17 protein-coding genes are annotated in these 18,825 nt (G+C 53.3%); 2 read left to right on the top strand and 15 right to left on the bottom strand.

Annotated features, from left to right (window positions below):
* Positions 1-7 precede the first annotated feature (7 nt).
* The 15 genes from rnhB to rpsB form a co-directional block, all read right to left on the bottom strand.
* On the bottom strand, positions 8-604 hold the full coding sequence (gene rnhB / locus ECL_RS04765) for a ribonuclease HII (protein ID WP_013095664.1): 597 nt from the start codon (positions 602-604) through the stop codon (positions 8-10).
* Positions 601-1,749 (bottom strand): lipid-A-disaccharide synthase, encoded by a 1,149-nt coding sequence (gene lpxB, locus ECL_RS04760; protein ID WP_013095663.1) that lies wholly within the window; start codon positions 1,747-1,749, stop codon positions 601-603. Before lpxB ends, rnhB begins: the two co-directional genes overlap by 4 nt.
* A complete protein-coding gene (gene lpxA / locus ECL_RS04755) occupies positions 1,749-2,537 on the bottom strand; it encodes an acyl-ACP--UDP-N-acetylglucosamine O-acyltransferase (RefSeq protein ID WP_013095662.1) in 789 nt (262 codons plus the stop codon). Before lpxA ends, lpxB begins: the two co-directional genes overlap by 1 nt.
* Positions 2,538-2,540: 3 nt before the next feature.
* Positions 2,541-2,996: a 3-hydroxyacyl-ACP dehydratase FabZ gene (gene fabZ / locus ECL_RS04750; protein ID WP_010426706.1), complete on the bottom strand. Its 456-nt coding sequence runs from the start codon at positions 2,994-2,996 to the stop codon at positions 2,541-2,543.
* Positions 2,997-3,100: 104 nt separating this feature from the next.
* The gene (gene lpxD / locus ECL_RS04745; protein ID WP_013095661.1) at positions 3,101-4,126 is read right to left on the bottom strand and encodes a UDP-3-O-(3-hydroxymyristoyl)glucosamine N-acyltransferase; all 1,026 of its coding nucleotides are present in this window, start codon (positions 4,124-4,126) and stop codon (positions 3,101-3,103) included.
* A gap of 3 nt (positions 4,127-4,129) precedes the next feature.
* Positions 4,130-4,624: a molecular chaperone Skp gene (gene skp / locus ECL_RS04740; RefSeq protein WP_013095660.1), complete on the bottom strand. Its 495-nt coding sequence runs from the start codon at positions 4,622-4,624 to the stop codon at positions 4,130-4,132.
* A 122-nt stretch (positions 4,625-4,746) separates the two neighbouring features.
* A complete protein-coding gene (bamA, locus tag ECL_RS04735) occupies positions 4,747-7,164 on the bottom strand; it encodes an outer membrane protein assembly factor BamA (RefSeq protein WP_013095659.1) in 2,418 nt (805 codons plus the stop codon).
* A gap of 31 nt (positions 7,165-7,195) precedes the next feature.
* A complete protein-coding gene (gene rseP / locus ECL_RS04730) occupies positions 7,196-8,548 on the bottom strand; it encodes a sigma E protease regulator RseP (RefSeq protein WP_013095658.1) in 1,353 nt (450 codons plus the stop codon).
* An 11-nt stretch (positions 8,549-8,559) separates the two neighbouring features.
* Positions 8,560-9,417, bottom strand: coding sequence for a phosphatidate cytidylyltransferase (cdsA, locus tag ECL_RS04725; RefSeq protein WP_013095657.1), 858 nt, complete (start codon positions 9,415-9,417; stop codon positions 8,560-8,562).
* Positions 9,418-9,429: 12 nt separating this feature from the next.
* Complete coding sequence (gene ispU / locus ECL_RS04720) at positions 9,430-10,188, bottom strand: (2E,6E)-farnesyl-diphosphate-specific ditrans,polycis-undecaprenyl-diphosphate synthase (protein WP_028028110.1); 759 nt, start codon at positions 10,186-10,188, stop codon at positions 9,430-9,432.
* Between the two features lie 186 nt (positions 10,189-10,374).
* A complete protein-coding gene (gene ispC, locus ECL_RS04715; protein WP_013095654.1) occupies positions 10,375-11,574 on the bottom strand; it encodes a 1-deoxy-D-xylulose-5-phosphate reductoisomerase in 1,200 nt (399 codons plus the stop codon).
* Positions 11,575-11,669: 95 nt separating this feature from the next.
* A complete protein-coding gene (gene frr, locus ECL_RS04710) occupies positions 11,670-12,227 on the bottom strand; it encodes a ribosome recycling factor (protein WP_008501909.1) in 558 nt (185 codons plus the stop codon).
* A gap of 167 nt (positions 12,228-12,394) precedes the next feature.
* Entirely contained in the window at positions 12,395-13,120 is a 726-nt protein-coding gene (pyrH, locus tag ECL_RS04705; RefSeq protein ID WP_003856194.1) for a UMP kinase, read from the bottom strand.
* Between the two features lie 151 nt (positions 13,121-13,271).
* The gene (gene tsf, locus ECL_RS04700) at positions 13,272-14,123 is read right to left on the bottom strand and encodes a translation elongation factor Ts (protein ID WP_008501911.1); all 852 of its coding nucleotides are present in this window, start codon (positions 14,121-14,123) and stop codon (positions 13,272-13,274) included.
* A 117-nt stretch (positions 14,124-14,240) separates the two neighbouring features.
* Entirely contained in the window at positions 14,241-14,966 is a 726-nt protein-coding gene (gene rpsB, locus ECL_RS04695) for a 30S ribosomal protein S2 (RefSeq protein ID WP_013095653.1), read from the bottom strand.
* A gap of 321 nt (positions 14,967-15,287) precedes the next feature.
* On the opposite strand from rpsB, the gene map reads away from it, so the two are divergent.
* Positions 15,288-16,082: a type I methionyl aminopeptidase gene (gene map, locus ECL_RS04690; RefSeq protein WP_013095652.1), complete on the top strand. Its 795-nt coding sequence runs from the start codon at positions 15,288-15,290 to the stop codon at positions 16,080-16,082.
* Positions 16,083-16,145: 63 nt separating this feature from the next.
* Positions 16,146-18,821 carry a bifunctional uridylyltransferase/uridylyl-removing protein GlnD gene (gene glnD, locus ECL_RS04685; RefSeq protein ID WP_013095651.1) on the top strand — a complete coding sequence of 892 codons (2,676 nt, stop codon included), beginning with the start codon at positions 16,146-16,148 and terminating at the stop codon, positions 18,819-18,821.
* Positions 18,822-18,825: the final 4 nt, after the last annotated feature.

The raw sequence follows: 18,825 nt of genomic DNA, 5'->3' as shown, positions 1-18,825 counted from the left end.
TATTGATTCAGGACACCAGTCCCAGCGCGCGTTTCACCGGGCCAAAACTGCGCCGGTGATGCTCGGTTGCGCCATGTTCAGCCAGCTTTTCCAGGTGGAAGGCTGTAGGATACCCTTTATGCTGAGCGAAGCCATACTGAGGGTAAGTGAGATCCAGCGCGGCCATTTCAGCATCGCGAGTCACTTTGGCAATAATAGAAGCCGCACTGATTTCCGCGACCCGGCTATCCCCTTTTACTACCGCCATGGAAGGCACTGGTAATGCAGGGCAACGGTTGCCGTCAATAAGAACATACTCCGGGGCAATTTTCAGCCCCGCCACCGCACGCTGCATCGCCAGCATTGTGGCATGCAGGATGTTCAGCTCGTCAATTTCATGCGGTTCAGCACGCCCAAGGCTCCAGGCTAATGCTTTTTCCTGAATCTCATCAAATAACGCCAGTCGGCGCTTTTCTGAAAGCTTTTTGGAGTCATTCAACCCGATAATCGGACGGGCAGGATCGAGGATCACCGCCGCGGTCACAACAGCGCCCACTAACGGGCCACGGCCCACTTCGTCCACACCCGCAACAAGGTGGGTGTGAGGATAAATAAATTCCATCATCTTGCTAACTCCAGCACCGCATCAGCCGCTTGCTCATCGGCATTACAGCGGATCTGCTGATGCAGTTCGCGGAACGTATCATGCATCTGGTGGCTGGTCTTGCCGTTGGCAAGCAGCGGTAGCAGCGCATCGGCCAGCGCCTGAGGCTGACATTCGTCCTGCAGAAGCTCTTTCACCAGTTCACGCCCGGCGAGCAGGTTTGGCAGCGAAACGTACTCCGTCTTCACCAGGCGTTTGGCCAGCCAGAAGGTGAACGGTTTCATGCGATAGCCTACCACCATCGGACATTTCGCCAGCATGCACTCCAGGGCTGCCGTACCGGAGGCCAGCAGCGCGGCGTCGCTCGCAACCATCGCCTCACGGCCTTTTCCATCCAGCAGATGGATGTGAAGATCCGGTGCAACCTCGGCTTTGATACGCTCAAACTGCTCCCGGCGCTTGGCGTTCACCAGCGGCACAACCACTTCGAGATCGGGATAGGTATCGCGCAGAATTTGCGCGGTTTTCAGGAAGTCCGCGCTAAGCATCTCTACTTCTGCGCCACGGCTACCCGGCAGAAGAGCCAGACAGTGCGCATCGTGAGGGATCCCCAGCACGTCACGCGCTGCGTTTTTATCCGGATCCAGCGGCATCGCATCCGCCATGGTATGCCCGATAAAACGGCACGGAACGTTAAATTTGTCGTAAAACGCTTTTTCGAAAGGCAGGAAAGCCAGCACCAGATTGGTTGACCGTCCGATTTTGAAAACGCGTTTCTGTCGCCACGCCCAGACGGACGGACTGACGTAGTGAATGGTTTTAATGCCCTGCTTTTTCAGATTCCCTTCGAGGGTAATGTTGAAGTCAGGCGCATCGATACCGACAAAGACATCGGGTTTGAGCTCGGTGAAGCGGCGGGTAAGATCGGCGCGGATATGCAGCAGACGACGCAGTCGCCCCAGCACCTCAACAATGCCCATCACGGCCAGCTCTTCCATTTCGTACCAGGCTTCGCAGCCTTCAGCCTGCATTAGCGGGCCTGCAACGCCAACAAAGCGAGCATCAGGTACGCGAGCCTTAAGCGCGCGGATAAGACCGGCACCAAGAATATCGCCGGAGGTTTCTCCGGCGACCAGGGCTATCGTAAGCGGACGACTGTCGACCATTAACGAATCAGACCCCTTGTGGAACGGTCAAAGAATTCCATGAACGCGTTCACTTCAGGGTGCTTTTCCGCCAGTTCGGCAATTTCCGGCTTCGCCTCTTCCAGCGTTTTGCCGCTACGGTACAGTAACTTATACGCGTTGCGGATAGCCGTAATCGCTTCGCGACTAAAGCCACGACGCTTGAGTCCTTCGATGTTCACGCCGAATGGCGTGGCATGGTTGCCCTGCGCAATTACATACGGTGGGACGTCCTGCGCCACACCGGAGCATCCGCCGACCATCACATGTGCACCAATGATGCAGAACTGATGGACTGCGGTCATACCGCCAATAATTGCGAAATCATCAACCGATACGTGTCCTGCCAGCGTTGCGTTGTTGGCAAGAATACAGCGGTCACCTACGGTACAGTCGTGCGCGATGTGCGCATTAACCATAAACAGGTTATCGCTGCCCACCTTCGTCAACCCACCACCCTGTACTGTTCCACGATGAATGGTGACGCTTTCGCGGATACGGTTACGATCGCCAATTTCCAGACGGGTCGACTCACCAGCATATTTTAAATCCTGGTTAACTTCGCCGATGGAGGCGAACTGATAGATCTCATTGTTGCTGCCAATGGTCGTATGACCATTCACGACAACGTGAGATTTCAGTACTGTACCCTCACCAATTTCGACATGGGGACCAACAATACAGAACGGGCCAATGTGGACATTAGCACCAATAATGGCGCCGGTTTCCACAATAGCGGTAGGATGAATAAAGGCAGATTTATCAATCACGTATCAGGACTCCCGGCTACGAGCACACATCATCGTCGCTTCGCAAACAACTTTGCCGTCAACCAGCGCTACGCCTTTAAAGCGAGTCAGGCCACGACGCGTTTTTTCAAAAGTGACTTCCATGATCATCTGATCACCAGGCACGACAGGACGCTTGAAGCGCGCTTCATCGATACCCGCGAAGTAGTACAGTTCACCCGGCTCCAGTTTGCCTACGCTTTTAAACGCAAGAATACCGGTAGCTTGTGCCATCGCTTCCAGGATCAACACACCCGGGAAGATGGGTTTACCAGGGAAGTGCCCCTGGAAGAATGGCTCGTTAACGGAGACATTTTTCACTGCGCGCAGAAAACGACCTTCTTCAAAATCCAGCACACGGTCTACCAGCAAAAACGGGTAACGGTGCGGCAGAAGTTCTAAAATCTCTTCAATATGCAGAGTATGAGTGTCGGTAGTCAAAATACTCTTCCTGTCAAAATGTACTGATTAGCAATAATAACACGGCCTGCCGGTTTAAAAGAAAGCCGACAGGCCGGGAAATTAAGCGTTAAAAAGATGAACGCTTAGTCTTGTTGATCGATCTTACGCTCAAGGGACTTGAGTCGCTTGCTCATATCATCAATATTCATCACCAGAGCTGCTGTTTTACGCCATACCTTGTTAGGTTGCAGCGGGATGCCTGAGGAATAGACGCCTGGCTCAGTGATAGGACGCATTACCATGCCCATTCCCGTCACGGTGACCTTGTCGCATATTTCCATATGACCATTGATCACGCTGGCACCGCCAATCATGCAGTAACGGCCAATTTTCAGACTGCCTGCCATGATGACGCCACCTGCAACCGCGGTATTGTCGCCAATCACAACGTTATGCGCAATCTGGCACTGATTATCGATAATAACACCGTTGCCGATAATGGTATCGTCAAGCGCACCACGGTCAATGGTGGTACAGGCTCCGATCTCAACGCGATCGCCAATGATAACGCGACCAAGTTGCGGGATCTTAACCCAATTACCACGATCGTTAGCGTAGCCAAAACCGTCAGAACCAATCACTGTGCTGGACTGAACGAGGCAATTTTCGCCGATTTCAACTTCGTGGTAGACGGACACATTGGCCCACAAACGGGTCCCGGCGCCGATTTTTGTGTTTTTCCCAACGAAGCAGCCCGGGCCGATGACGACGTTATCGCCCAGTACGACGCCAGACTCGATCACGGCATTTGCGCCGACTGCTACGTTGTTACCCAGCTGAGCCGTCGGATCGATTGCTGCACTGGCAGCAATGTTTTGCGCCGGCTGCGGCGTGGTATCAAGAATTTGTGCCATGCGAGCATACGTCAGGTAGGGATTTTTCACTACCAGTGCCGCACCAGTGGCAAACGGAAGATCGTCCTGCGTCAGAACAACAGCCGACGCCTGGCATTGAGCCAGATGTTCACGGTACTTAGGGCTTACCATGAAGGTAATATTGCCAGCTTTAGCAGATTGCATGGACGCAACAGCGGTGATGACGATATCGCCATCACCGTGTAATTCTGCATCCAACTGCTGAGCTAAATCAGCCAGTCGAATTGAAGGCATTACTTATTTAACCTGTTTCAGAACATCAGCGGTGATGTCTTTAACATCGCTGCTGTTGAAAGCAACGGCGTTCGCATCAACAACCAGATCGATGTTCTGATCGGCAGCAACTGCTTTAACAGCAGTCTGAATGCGAGTCACCAGCTTGCCACGCTCTTCGTTAGAACGACGCTGACGATCCTGCTCGAAAGCCTGCGCTTTCTGGGAGAACGTCTGGCGCTGAGCCATTACGTCTTTTTCCAGTTTGCTGCGCTCGCTTGATTTCATGGTAGAACCATCACGCTGCAGACGCTGCATTTTGGACTGAAGATCGTTTTCCATACCCTGCAGTTCGCTTGCACGGCCTTTGAATTCGTTTTCCAGAGTCGCAGAAACGCCAGTTTTCTGTGCAACCTGCTGGAACAAATTACCCATGTTGACGATTGCAATTTTGTCTGCTGCCTGAGCAGAAGTTGCCATCGCTAAACCGAGACCTGCAGCTAATAACCACTTTTTCACAATTAACTCCTTACCATCCCATTGGCACCAGAAGGTACCGTTCTTTGCGTGGCAAGGCGATCGTTTTACCGATCGCCGGTTGTCAGCGCTACACTGCCAACGCATTCCTTTGCAGCGGAGAATTACCAGGTTTTACCAATGTTAAACTGGAATTGCTCCGACTTATCTCCATCATATTTCTTAAACGGCTGGGCGTAAGAGAAGACCAACGGCCCCAGCGGTGACATCCATTGTAATGCGATACCTGCAGACATGCGAATATTGCCCGGATCGCTGTAGTCTGGAACACCTGCCGCACGCATCTGGGCAGTGTTCTCCCAGTTGGTATCCCACACGGTACCGGCATCCCAGAAGAAGGACGTACGGACTGAGTTGGCGTATTTATCACTGATAAATGGCGTTGGCGTGATGAACTCAAGGCTCGCCACGGCCATGGCGTTACCGCCTACCGCATCATCAGAGCTACAAACCTGTTTTGGATCCCGGCTTGCGCAATTATCTTCGTCATTACCGCCGTAATAAACCGCTTTCGGACCAATGTTATTGGACTGGAAGCCACGAACGGTACTGGAACCACCGGCGTAGAAGTTCTCATAGAACGGCATCTCTTTGCCGCCTAAACCATCGCCATAGCCCCAACGGGTACGACCCAGAACCACCCACTTATGATCGTCATCGATCGGGAAGTACGAGGCAGTATCGAGCGTTAACTTGTAGAACTCGTTATCAGAACCAGGAATAGTCACTTTACCATTCAGGTTGACACGAGAGCCCTCCGTTGGGAAGTAACCACGGTCAAGGCGGTTATACGTCCAGCCGTAGTTGAAGGTGAAGTCATCCGCCGCAAAACCGTTGTTATCGCTCGAGGTGCTCGCCGACTGGCCGATAGAGTCGAGATAACGCCACATTGCCACCTGCGGTTGCATATTGGACAGGTCGTTATGCACGTAACCTAAGCCCGCACGCAGGGTGTTGTATTCGTTAACCGGGAATCCAAGCGTACCGTCTACACCGTAGCTCTTGTTGGTGTACGAGGACAGATCCGCGTCGTCTGCTTTAAAGTCGTTATAGAAGATACGACCACCCAGGCTCACACCGTCAACGGTGAAGTATGGGTTAGTGACAGAGAACTCAGAGTAGGTCTGGTAGTCGTTTTTGGTACCGTTGATACCCACCGAGTAACCCGTACCCAGCCAGTTATCCTGCTGAACGCCAACCTGGAAGCTCACGCCGCTTTCAGTACCGTAGCCCACACCGAAGTTAAAGCTACCGGTATTACGCTCTTTCACTTTGTACACGACATCAACCTGGTCCGGGCTGCCCGGCACACGCTGGGTATCGGTATCAACCGTTTCAAAATAGCCCAGACGGTTCAGACGCTCTTTACCCTGGTCAACGAGGTCGCTACCCAACCATGCCCCTTCCATCTGGCGCATTTCGCGACGCAGAACAGAATCTTTGGAGGTGTCGTTACCTTCGAAGCGGATCTTACGCACGTAGAAACGGTTGCCCGCATCAACGTTAACGTGAAGCTTAACGGTTTTATCCGCGTCGTTGATTTCCGGCTGAGTTTGCACACGCGGATAGGCATAACCATAACGGCCGAGCAGCTTTTTAATGCCGTCTTCCATTTTGGTTACTTTAGAACCGCTGTACAGATCGCCCGGCTGAATTTTGGTCAGCGATTCGATCTCGGCAGAATGCCCCGCCAGGTTGCCACTTACTTCAACACCCGAAAGCTTGTACTGATCGCCTTCTGTGATGTTAATCGTAATGTAGATCCCTTTCTTGTCCGGGGTCAGACTCACCTGAGTCGAGTCGATGTTGAAACGGGCATAACCGCGATCCAGATAGTAGCTGCGCAGGGTTTCGAGGTCGCCCGCCAGTTTCTGTTTCTGGTATTTGCGATCGCCCACCACGTTCCACCACGGCACTTCGTCACGCAGCTGGAAGGTGGAGATCAGTTCGTCGGTAGTGAACGCGTGGTTCCCGACGATATTGATCTGTTGGATCTTCGCCGAGACGCCTTCCTGGAAGACCAGCTTCAGGTCAACACGGTTACGCGGCAGCGGAGTCACCACCGCTTTCACGCTGGCGCTGTACTTACCGACGCTGTAATAGAAGTCTTCCAGACCTTTTTCAATGTCTGAAAGGGTGGTGCGGTCCAGAGATTCCCCCACACGAACACCGGATGCTTCAAGGTTTTGCTTGAGCATGTCATCTTTCACCGACTTGTTACCGGAGAAAGTGATACTGGCGATCGTTGGACGTTCTTTTACCTGAACCAGCAGCGTATCACCATCGCGCAGGACGCGGACATCCTCAAAGTTGCCGGTGGCAAACAGAGCACGGATGGTGTTACTGATGTCATCATCATTAACCGTATCGCCGGGGCGCACAGGCATACTGAGGAGGGCCGCACCAACGGCGACACGCTGAAGGCCTTCGAAATGAATGTCTTTCACTACGAACCCGTCAGCACCGTATACGGTGGCGCTGCTAAACAGCAGCGACGCTATGAGCAACTTTTTCATCGCCATCGTTATTATGCGTTCTTCCTAACTAACTCTCTTACAACCGAGAGAAATCATTGAAAAGTGCAAGCCCCATTAACAGCACCAGCAAAATCGAGCCAATGCGATAACTAAAGTCTTGAACTCGCTCGGATACCGGCCCGCCTTTTAGCTTTTCAATCGCTAAAAACAGCAGATGACCCCCGTCTAAAACGGGAAGCGGGAACAGGTTGATGATCCCAAGGTTCACGCTAATGAGCGCGAGAAACATGAGATAGTAAATCACCCCGAACTCCGCTGACATCCCAGCCCCCTGAGCTATCGAAATTGGCCCACTGAGGTTGTTCAGTTTCACATCACCGGTTATCAATTTCCCCAACATGTTTACCGTCAGCTTCATCAGTTGCCATGTTTTATCCGTGGCTTCAAGGATGGCGCTAAACGGCCCATACTGGCGTATTGTCTTGTACTCATCAGGCAGCGGGATCACTTTAGGCACAACGCCTGCAAACCCTTCTGCCTTTTTGCCGACCGATTTGCTATCCGGGATCAGCGTCAGCGAGAGTGGACTACCCTGCCTTTCAACTTCCAGCGCGAGCGACGTACCCGGATTATCGCGCACCAGAGTAACAAAGGTCATCCACTGTGTTAATGGCTGACCATCGACTTTAACGATCCTGTCGCCAGCTTGCAAACCCGCTTTGCTCGCCGCCGAATTTGCCTGAACTTCGGCTAATATCGGTTCGATCTGCGCACCACGTGGGCGAATCCCCAGCGCAGAGACGGGATCTTCTTTGTCTGGCTCGAAACTCCAGTGACGCAAATCCAGCACTTTATTCTGTCGCTGGTCAGAACCAAACGGCGACACGCTGACCGTGGTCTGCTCATCACCGATTTTGGCTACCAGTTGCAGTCGCACGGCATCCCAATCAGGGGTTTCGATACCATCAATCGCTTTAAGTTCCATCCCCGGCGTAATTTGCGCACTCGCCGCGATGGAATTGGGGGCGATTTCACCGACAACCGGACGCACGCCCGGAACGCCGATGATAAACACCAGCCAGTAAGCGAAGATAGCAAAGATGAAATTGGCTACCGGTCCGGCAGCAATGATGGCGGCACGTTGTCCAACGGTTTTGTTGTTAAACGCGCTGTGCCGAAGCTCAGGGGCCACAGGCTCAACACGTTCGTCGAGCATTTTGACGTAGCCACCGAGCGGGATAAGGGCGATGACAAATTCCGTGCCGTGACGGTCATTACGCGTCCAGAGTGATTTGCCAAAACCGATGGAGAACCGCTCTACGCGCACACCGCAACGGCGAGCAACCCAGAAATGGCCAAATTCATGCACGGTAATCAGTACACCCAGTGCAACAATGAACGCCGCCAGATTCCAGAGAATGCTCAGCATAAAACCTTCCGTTAAATCGTCCCGAATACCAGTAAAAGCAGACAAGCAAACACGGGAACAGCCGCTGTCAGGCTGTCAATGCGATCCAGTATCCCGCCATGCCCTGGAATCAGGTGTCCACTGTCCTTAATCCCTGCTTCTCGCTTGAACATACTTTCGGTTAAATCACCGAGTACCGAGGCCAGCGCGGCAAAAATCGAACACACCAGCAGTATTGACGGTGCAATGTCCAGATTCGCCCAGACGCCATAGCCCCAGGAGATAATCGCTGCCGTAAACAGGCCGCCGATAAATCCTTGCCAGGTTTTACCAGGCGACACCTTCGGAGCCAGTTTATGTTTGCCGAACAGTTTACCAAACATATAGGCCCCAGAGTCAGCCCCCCAGACCAGAATCATCACATAAAGCAGCCAAATCGCACCGCTGTAGTGGTTTTCGTCGTAGTGCCAGGCGCGCAGGGCCACCATGCCCCAGAAAAAAGGCACGATGGTAAGAAGACCAAATATAAGGCGCAGCACTTTTGAGTTGCGCCATAACGCCGCGGAGCCTGGATAAAAAAGCACCAAAACAAGGGCGGCGATCCACCAGGCCAACGATACCCACAGGGACCCGGCAACCAGTGGTTGGTGAATATCATGGTGATATTCCGGCAAGGTAAACAGCATCAGGGCCAGGATCAAGCCACAGAGTACCGCCAGCCATACCCGCTGACTGCGCGACGTAAAGCCGCTAAACTGTCCCCATTCCCACGCGGCCAGCATACACACCACCAGCGTGACAATAGCAAATCCCACCGGGGGCAGTAAAAACAGCGCCGCAATGACAATGGGTATTAATACAAAAGCGGAAATCAGGCGATACTTCAGCAAAAGCTACCCCCATCAGGCTTTGTCGCCACCAGGCTCGGTGCCGCCGAAACGACGCTCTCGATTGGCAAAGGCATGCAGCGCACCTTCAAAGTCTTGTTCATCAAAATCGGGCCAAAGCACATCCGTAAAGTAAAGTTCGGCATAGGCAATTTGCCACAGCAAAAAGTTACTTATGCGATGTTCTCCCCCTGTCCTAATTACCAAATCCACAGGTGCCAGTTCATTCATGCAGATTTGCTTGCTCAGCGCGTCTTCATCAATTTGGTCGGGCCTCAACAACCCTTCCTGAACCTGTTCGGCCAGGTGCCGAACCCCCTGGATAATATCCCAGCGTCCACCGTAATTCGCCGCGATATTCAGCGTCAGACCCGTGTTATTTTCAGTCAGCGCTTCTGCTTTACGAATCCGTTCCTGCAAACGTGAGTTAAAACGACTGGTTTCGCCAATGACACGCAGGCGCACGTTGTGGCGATGCAGGCTTTTTACTTCGCTGTCGAGCGCCCACACAAACAGTTCCATCAACGCAGTCACTTCCTGCGCAGGTCGATTCCAGTTTTCACTGCTAAAAGCATAGAGCGTTAACGCATCAATGCCGTTATTGGCGGCAAAAGAGACGGCGCGGCGAACAGATTTCGCCCCAGCTTTATGCCCAAAGGCTCGTATCTTCCCTTGTCTTTTCGCCCAGCGGCCATTGCCATCCATGATGATTGCTACATGACGGCAGCCATGAGCTGGCAAGTTTTCGCTTATTGGTTGATTCGCAGACAACATAACGCGTTTTTAGTCCCTGAAAAGGATTTAACGGTACTCAGGAATACTGAAGCCTATACGTAAAAAAGCCGTGTCAAACCACGGCTTACCTGACCACTTAAAGTCAAATACCTGCGATCAGGTGGCGCAGACTATATCACCGAAGCCCAACGCTAACAAATAGCACGACGACTAGTGCTTGCTTTATCACCAGCTTGCGAGACGTGTCACCTGTTTGCGCGCAATAATACGAGCCTGCTCATCTACCGCCAGCACCTCTTCCACGCTTTGAGGTTCGCGCAGATCCATCAACTCCAGTACCGACAAATTCAGCATAGCGATATCGGTGAAACGGATCTGCTGATTCAGAAATGCTTCAACGGTAATTTCATTGGCTGCATTGAGTGCCGTCGTCGCCGCCTGCCCCTGGTCAAAGGCATTCATTGCAAGCTTAAGACACGGATAACGATCGTAGTCAGGTTCACTGAACGTCAGGGAGCTCAGCTTGCAAAAATCGAGTGGCTTCACGCCAGATTTCACGCGTTCAGGCCATGACATTGCATGTGCAATTGGCGTACGCATATCCGGCTCTCCCAGCTGTGCCAGCACGCTGCCGTCCTGATAGCGCACCATCGAGTGAATCACCGATTGCGGGTGGATCAGCACTTCCATCTGTTTCGCCGACGCGTTAAACAGCCAGCGAGCTTCAATGTATTCCAGACCTTTGTTCATCATAGTGGCAGAGTCAACGGAGATCTTACGCCCCATTGACCAGTTCGGATGACGGCACGCCTGATCCGGCGTCATTGCGCTCAGTTCAGACAGTGGCGTTTCACGGAACGGGCCACCAGACCCGGTAAGCAAAATCGATACAACCCCATTCTGCTCCAGGTCAGCGTACCCCAGGTTCTGCTGAAAAGGTTGCGGTAAACTCTGAAAAATGGCGTTGTGCTCGCTGTCGACCGGCAAAAGTCGTGCTCCGCGCTGCTTAACCGCCTCCATAAACAGGCGTCCGCAGGTCACCAGCGACTCTTTATTCGCCAGCAGAACATCTTTACCGGCATCGATGGCGGCCAGCGTCGGCAGCAACCCGGCCGCGCCAACAATGGCGGCCATCACCTGATCGACCTCATCCAGCGCGGCCATCTCACAGGCAGCCTGCTGCCCGCTCAGAACCTCAGTACGACTGCCCTTCTCTTGCAGAGCGGCTTTCAGCTGGCGGGCGCTCTCTTCGTCATCCATTACCGCATAGCGGGGCGTAAACTCCAGACACTGCTCGACCATTCGCTGCACATTCTTCCCGGCCACCAGTGCTGTCACGGTGTAAAGCGCAGGGTTGTGGCGTACAACGTCGAGAGTGCTGCAACCGATAGATCCGGTTGAGCCAAGGAGAGTTAAATGCTTCATGAGATGCCCGAAAAAAGTTAGACCAGATAAAAGCAAAACGCCGCCAGCAAGACCCGAAGTCCCTCTGAACGGCGTTTATCAGTGTAAGACAGAAATCAGAACTGCATCAGTTCCGCTTCTTTATCTGCCAGCGCCGCATCAATTTTCTTGATGGCAGCGTCAGTCATTTTCTGAATGTCGTCCTGTGAACGACGATCGTCATCTTCACTGATCTCTTTTTCTTTCAGCAGCGCTTTCACTTTATCGTTAGCGTCGCGACGGACGTTACGCACGGAAACACGACCCTGCTCAGCTTCGCCACGCACCACTTTGATCAGGTCTTTACGACGCTCTTCGGTCAGCGGAGGCAGTGGAACACGGATATCAGCACCCGCAGAGCTTGGGTTCAGACCGAGGTCAGATGCCATGATCGCTTTCTCAACCGCCGGGCCCATAGAGCGATCGAACACGTTGATTTTCAGCGTACGGGTATCTTCTACGGTCACGCTCGCCAGCTGGCGCAGAGGGGTAGGCGTACCGTAGTACTCTACGATGATGCCATCCAGCAGGCTTGGAGAAGCACGGCCAGTACGGATTTTGCTGATTTGGGTTTTGAACGCTTCTACGCATTTTTCCATGCGTACTTCAGCATCTTTTCTGATGTCGTTAATCACGTTACGAATCCTTGAAAACTTGTCTCAGGCAGACTATCCGCCAGCACAGTGCTACAGGTGTGCTAAGTATAGTCGCGTTTAATTCATGGCAACGCCAATGGCGCGTCCGGGTAAGATACCACTTCAAAATAAAGCGGAATCTTACCTGTATTTATCGCCGACGGAAATTATTCCGTGATCAATGTGCCTTCTTTTTCGCCCATGACCACGCGGCGCAGTGCGCCAGGCTTATTCATATTGAAGACACGGATCGGCAGTTTGTGGTCGCGAGCCAGCGTGAAGGCGGCAAGATCCATCACTTTCAGCTCCTTTTCCAGCACTTCGCTGTAGGACAGCTGATCGTACATGGTGGCAGAGGGATCTTTTGCCGGGTCGGCGGTAAACACGCCATCCACTTTGGTTGCTTTCAGCACCACGTCGGCTTCGATTTCGATACCGCGCAGGCAGGCAGCGGAATCGGTTGTAAAGAACGGGTTACCCGTACCGGCGGAGAGGATCACCACGCGGTTGTTGCGCAGCAGGCTGATCGCTTCTGCCCAGCTGTAGTTATCGCAAACGCCATTCAAAGGAATAGCGGACATCAGGCGGGCATTCACATAGGCACGATGCAACGCATCACGCATTGCCAGACCGTTCATCACGGTTGCCAGCATACCCATATGGTCGCCCACAACGCGGTTCATCCCCGCTTTCGCCAGACCAGCACCACGGAAAAGGTTGCCACCGCCAATGACCACGCCGACCTGAATACCCAGTTCGACAAGTTCTTTGATCTCCTGTGCCATGCGGTCGAGAATGCTTGCGTCAATACCGAAGCCTTCCGATCCCTGCAGCGCTTCGCCACTCAGCTTAAGCAGAATGCGTTTGTACACGGGTTTTGCATTGGTAGCCATGTTTCTTTCCTGAGACTGTCAACGATTAAGATGGGGGTTAATTCTGGCGACATAGTATGTCGCATACCAGCACAGCGATACGGGATCCTGTCTGATTTTCGTCTGACGGGTGACAAAAAGAAGCCGCCCTCAGGCGGCTCCTTTTTCATCATTAAGACTGCTTGGACATTGCAGCAACTTCTGCTGCGAAGTCAGTCTCAACTTTCTCGATGCCTTCGCCCACTTCGAAGCGGATGAAGCCAGTTACGTCAGCGTTGTGCTCTTTCAGCAGCTGAGCAACGGATTTGCTTGGATCCATAACGAAAGGCTGGCCAGTCAGAGAAACTTCGCCGGTGAATTTCTTCATGCGGCCTTCAACCATTTTCTCTGCGATTTCTTTTGGCTTACCAGACTGCATCGCGATGTCCAGCTGAACCTGGTACTCTTTCTCTACCACTTCAGCAGACACGTCTTCTGGTTTAACGAATTCTGGTTTGCTTGCAGCGATGTGCATTGCCAGCTGTTTAACCAGCTCTTCGTCAGCGCCTTTAGCCGCAACCAGAACACCGATACGCGCACCGTGCTGGTAAGAACCCAGAACGTCGCCTTCCAGGGAAGCTACGCGACGGATGTTGATGTTCTCACCGATTTTAGCGACCAGCGCAACACGTTCTTCTTCGAACTGTGCTTTCAGAACTTCAACGTCAGTGATTTTGCCAGCAACAGCTGCGTCCAGAACTTTGTTAGCAAATGCCTGGAAACCACCATCTTTAGCAACGAAGTCAGTCTGGCAGTTAACTTCCAGAATGATGCCGTAGTTGCCGTCGATTTTAGTGATGATCACGCCGTCAGCAGCAACGTTGCCTGCTTTTTTAGCTGCTTTGATCGCACCGGATTTACGCATGTTTTCGATTGCCAGCTCGATGTCGCCGTTCGCTTCAGTCAGCGCTTTTTTGCAATCCATCATGCCTGCGCCAGTACGCTCGCGCAGCTCTTTTACCAGGGATGCGGTAATTTCAGCCATTCTTAAATCCTCGGGAGATGTGAACTGCCCGGCCTGCGGCCAAACAGTATAAATTGAAAAAAGGGGCCGATAATGGGCCCCTATTCATACACGGTACTAATAAGGGGTGAAACCTTATTATTCAGCTTCTACGAAGCTTTCTTCCGCCTGAGAAGCCAGATCCTGGGAACGGCCTTCACGAACGGTAGCAGCTACAGCGCTCAGGTACAGGCTAACAGCACGGATTGCGTCGTCGTTACCCGGGATAACGAAGTCAACACCGTCCGGATCGGAGTTGGTATCAACGATAGCGAATACCGGGATACCCAGGTTGTTAGCTTCTTTGATTGCGATGTGCTCGTGGTCTGCATCGATTACGAACAGCGCGTCTGGCAGGCCGCCCATATCTTTGATACCGCCCAGGCTGTTTTCCAGCTTGTCCAGCTCACGAGTGCGCATCAGCGCTTCTTTCTTAGTCAGCTTGTCGAAAGTACCGTCCTGAGACTGGGTTTCCAGATCTTTCAGGCGCTTGATGGACTGACGAACAGTTTTCCAGTTGGTCAGCATGCCGCCCAACCAGCGATGGTTCACGAAGAACTGGTCGCAGCTGTTAGCAGCATCTTTCACAGCTTCGCTTGCAGCGCGCTTAGTACCAACGAACAGAATCTTACCTTTACGGGAAGCGATCTTGTTCAGCTCAGCCAGGGCTTCGTTGAACATTGGTACAGTTTTCTCAAGGTTGATGATGTGAACTTTGTTACGCGCGCCGAAGATGAAAGGCTTCATTTTCGGGTTCCAGTAACGGGTCTGGTGACCGAAGTGAACACCAGCCTTGAGCATGTCGCGCATGGAAACAGTTGCCATGTTTAAAACCTCTATATTGAAAGTTGGGGTTATGCCTCCACGTATCCCATATTACCGACCCCGAAGGGCACCCCGGAATATGTGCCGATACGTGTGTGTTGTTACACAAAGTGAGATATATCGCTCCCGTCCAGCCTGTGTATCTGAGATGGATCGGAAGTCCGGCGCGCTTTATACCACAAATCACGACCAGAAACCAATAATTGTTGGCGTAGTGTGCTGTTAATGATTCTCAGTTTGGCACGGGGTGCGCCTGACTGATACCATTGACGGTACTTAGACTAGTATTGTCGAAAAAATCGACACCGATGGACAGATTACATGGCTATCTCTATTAAGACCCCTGAAGAAATTGAAAAGATGCGCGTCGCCGGTCGTCTGGCCGCGGAAGTGCTGGAAATGATCGAGCCGTTCGTGAAACCGGGCGTCAGCACCGGCGAACTGGACCGCATCTGTAACGACTATATCGTTAACGAGCAGCACGCGGTCTCCGCCTGCCTCGGCTACCACGGTTTCCCGAAATCCGTCTGCATTTCTATAAATGAAGTGGTGTGCCACGGTATTCCGGATGACGAAAAACTGCTGAAAGATGGCGACATCGTCAACATCGACGTCACCGTCATTAAAGATGATTACCACGGTGACACCTCGAAGATGTTTATCGTGGGCAAGCCAACCATCCTGGGTGAGCGCCTGTGTAAAGTGACGCAGGAGAGCCTCTACCTGGCGCTGAAGATGGTGAAACCGGGCATTCGCCTGCGCACCATTGGTGCCGCTATCCAGAAGTTTGTCGAAGCGGAAGGTTTCTCCGTGGTTCGCGAATATTGTGGCCACGGCATTGGCCGCGTCTTCCACGAAGAGCCGCAGGTTCTGCACTACGATGCGGATGACGGCGGCGTGGTGCTGCAAAAAGGGATGACCTTCACCATCGAGCCGATGGTCAACGCGGGTGACTACCGTATCCGTACCATGAAAGATGGCTGGACGGTGAAAACCAAAGACAGAAGCTTGTCTGCACAGTACGAGCATACTATTGTGGTAACAGACAACGGCTGCGAAATTATGACGTTGCGCAAGGATGACACCATCCCGGCAATACTGACGCACGATGAATGATAAAAAAGCCGGCAAATGCCGGCTTTTTTAATGGCGATAGCTTTTTCTTATGGGTGGCACACGATGAGTAATCTATTACCCGAACAGTATGCTAACACAGCACTTCCCACCCTCCCCGACCAGCCCGATAACCCGGGCGTCTGGCCGCAGCACGAGCTGAGCTGTGCCGGCATCAAAGCCCATATGGATGTCTTCCAGCGCTGGCTGGGAAGCGCGTTTGATGCGGGCATTTCCGCCGAACAGCTCATTGAAGCGCGTACCGAATTTATTGACCAGCTTCTGCAACGCCTGTGGATTGAGTACGGGTTCGGGCAGGTCAGCGACGTGGCGCTGGTTGCCGTCGGGGGCTATGGCCGCGGTGAGCTGCATCCGCTTTCCGATATTGACCTGCTGATCTTAAGCCGCAAAAAGCTGCCGGACGAACAGGCGCAGAAGATTGGCGAATTGCTGACGCTGCTCTGGGATGTGAAACTGGAAGTCGGCCACAGCGTACGCACCCTGGAAGAGTGCCTGCTGGAGGGACTATCAGATCTGACCGTTGCCACCAACCTGATTGAAACCCGCCTGCTGATCGGCGACGTCGCGCTGTTCCTGGAACTGCAAAAACACATTTTCAGCGACGGCTTCTGGCCATCAGAAAAGTTCTTCGCCGCTAAGGTCGAGGAACAAAATCAGCGCCACCAGCGCTATCACGGCACAAGCTATAACCTTGAACCGGATATCAAAAGCAGCCCCGGCGGCCTGCGCGATATCCACACATTACAGTGGGTAGCCCGTCGCCACTTTGGCGCCACCTCGCTGGATGAAATGGTGGGTTTTGGCTTTTTAACCGAGGCCGAGCGAAACGAGCTCAACGAGTGTCTGCATCTACTGTGGCGCATTCGTTTTGCCCTTCATCTTGAACTTAATCGCTACGATAACCGTCTGTTGTTCGACCGCCAGCTCAGCGTGGCCCAGCGCCTTCACTACAGCGGTGAGGGTAACGAACCGGTTGAGCACATGATGAAGGATTTCTTCCGCGTGACCAGACGCGTTACCGAACTCAACCAGATGCTATTGCAGCTGTTCGACGAAGCTATTCTGGCGCTGACGGCCGACGAAAAACCGCGCCCCATTGATGACGAGTTTCAGCTACGCGGTACGCTTATCGATCTGCGCGACGAAACGCTGTTTATGCGCGAGCCGGAAGCGATCCTGCGGATGTTCTATACCATGGTCCGCAACAGCACGATCACCGGGATCTACTCCACCACCCTGCGCCATTTGCGCCATGCGCGCCGCCATCTGACGCAGCCGCTGTGCTATATCCCGGAAGCGCGTTCGCTGTTCCTGAGCATGCTCCGCCATCCGGGCGCCGTCAGTCGCGGACTGCTGCCAATGCACCGTCACAGCGTACTGTGGGCCTATATGCCGCAATGGTCGCACATTGTCGGGCAGATGCAGTTCGATCTGTTCCATGCCTATACGGTGGATGAACACACGATCCGCGTCATGCTCAAGCTGGAGAGTTTTGCGAAAGAAGAGACGCGCTCCCGCCACCCGCTGTGCGTTGAGCTGTGGCCACGGCTGACCCATCCGGAGCTGATCCTGATTGCCGCCCTGTTCCACGATATCGCCAAAGGTCGCGGCGGTGACCACTCGGTGCTCGGCGCGCAGGACGTGCTGAAATTTGCCGAACTGCACGGTCTGAACTCACGTGAAACACAGCTGGTGGCCTGGCTGGTGCGCCATCACCTGCTGATGTCGGTCACCGCACAGCGTCGTGACATTCAGGACCCTGAAGTGATCAAGCAGTTTGCAGAAGAGGTACAAACAGAAAACCGTCTGCGCTATCTGGTCTGCCTGACGGTGGCCGATATCTGCGCCACCAACGAAACGCTGTGGAACAGCTGGAAGCAGAGCCTGCTGCGTGAACTGTACTTTGCGACCGAAAAACAGCTGCGCCGCGGAATGCAAAACACGCCCGACATGCGCGAGCGCGTGCGCCACCATCAGTTGCAGGCTCTGGCCCTGCTGCGGATGGACAACATTGATGAAGAGGCGTTGCATCAGATTTGGGCCCGCTGTCGTGCCAACTACTTTGTCCGTCACAGTCCAAACCAGCTCGCCTGGCATGCGCGGCATCTGCTGCAGCATGATTTGTCGCAGCCGATGATCCTGCTCAGCCCGCAGGCGACGCGCGGTGGTACCGAGATCTTTATCTGGAGCCCGGACCGCCCTTATCTGTTTGCTGCGGTATGCGCTGAACTGGACAGACGAAACCTGAGCGTGCACGACGCGCAGATTTTCACCACCCGGGACGGCATGGCGATGGACACCTTTATTGTGCTGGAGCCGGACGGCAGCCCGCTGTCGTCGGATCGTCATGAGGGGATACGTTTTGGTCTGGAGCAGGCCATCACTCAGCGCAGCTGGCAGCCGCCGCAGCCGCGTCGTCAGCCCGCTAAACTGCGCCACTTTACCGTCGATACCGAGGTCAATTTCCTGCCAACCCACACCGATCGTAAATCGTTCCTGGAGCTCATTGCGCTGGATCAGCCAGGTCTGCTCGCCCGCGTCGGCCAGGTCTTTGCCGATCTGGGAATTTCGCTTCACGGGGCCCGAATTACAACCATTGGCGAGCGAGTAGAAGATTTATTTATAATCGCAACAGCGGACCGGCGTGCCCTTAATAATGACCTGCAACTTGAAGTGCAACAACGGTTGACAGCAGCCCTCAATCCAAACGATAAAGGGTGACGTG

This window comes from Enterobacter cloacae subsp. cloacae ATCC 13047 (assembly GCF_000025565.1).
Classification (GTDB): Bacteria; Pseudomonadota; Gammaproteobacteria; order Enterobacterales; family Enterobacteriaceae; genus Enterobacter; species Enterobacter cloacae.
Note: the sequence above shows the minus strand (reverse complement) of the source record. Positions and strands in the feature narration are given on the sequence as shown.

Bases quoted from the DNA above. Each gene is read 5' to 3' on its own strand.
- glnD (WP_013095651.1), top strand. From the start codon at position 16,146: ATGAGTAATCTATTACCCGAACAGTATGCTAACACAGCACTTCCCACC.
- rpsB (WP_013095653.1), bottom strand. From the start codon at position 14,966: ATGGCAACTGTTTCCATGCGCGACATGCTCAAGGCTGGTGTTCACTTC.
- pyrH (WP_003856194.1), bottom strand. From the start codon at position 13,120: ATGGCTACCAATGCAAAACCCGTGTACAAACGCATTCTGCTTAAGCTG.
- tsf (WP_008501911.1), bottom strand. From the start codon at position 14,123: ATGGCTGAAATTACCGCATCCCTGGTAAAAGAGCTGCGCGAGCGTACT.
- bamA (WP_013095659.1), bottom strand. From the start codon at position 7,164: ATGGCGATGAAAAAGTTGCTCATAGCGTCGCTGCTGTTTAGCAGCGCC.
- rnhB (WP_013095664.1), bottom strand. From the start codon at position 604: ATGATGGAATTTATTTATCCTCACACCCACCTTGTTGCGGGTGTGGAC.
- ispC (WP_013095654.1), bottom strand. From the start codon at position 11,574: ATGAAGCATTTAACTCTCCTTGGCTCAACCGGATCTATCGGTTGCAGC.
- lpxB (WP_013095663.1), bottom strand. From the start codon at position 1,749: ATGGTCGACAGTCGTCCGCTTACGATAGCCCTGGTCGCCGGAGAAACC.
- map (WP_013095652.1), top strand. From the start codon at position 15,288: ATGGCTATCTCTATTAAGACCCCTGAAGAAATTGAAAAGATGCGCGTC.
- lpxD (WP_013095661.1), bottom strand. From the start codon at position 4,126: ATGCCTTCAATTCGACTGGCTGATTTAGCTCAGCAGTTGGATGCAGAA.
- ispU (WP_028028110.1), bottom strand. From the start codon at position 10,188: ATGTTGTCTGCGAATCAACCAATAAGCGAAAACTTGCCAGCTCATGGC.
- rseP (WP_013095658.1), bottom strand. From the start codon at position 8,548: ATGCTGAGCATTCTCTGGAATCTGGCGGCGTTCATTGTTGCACTGGGT.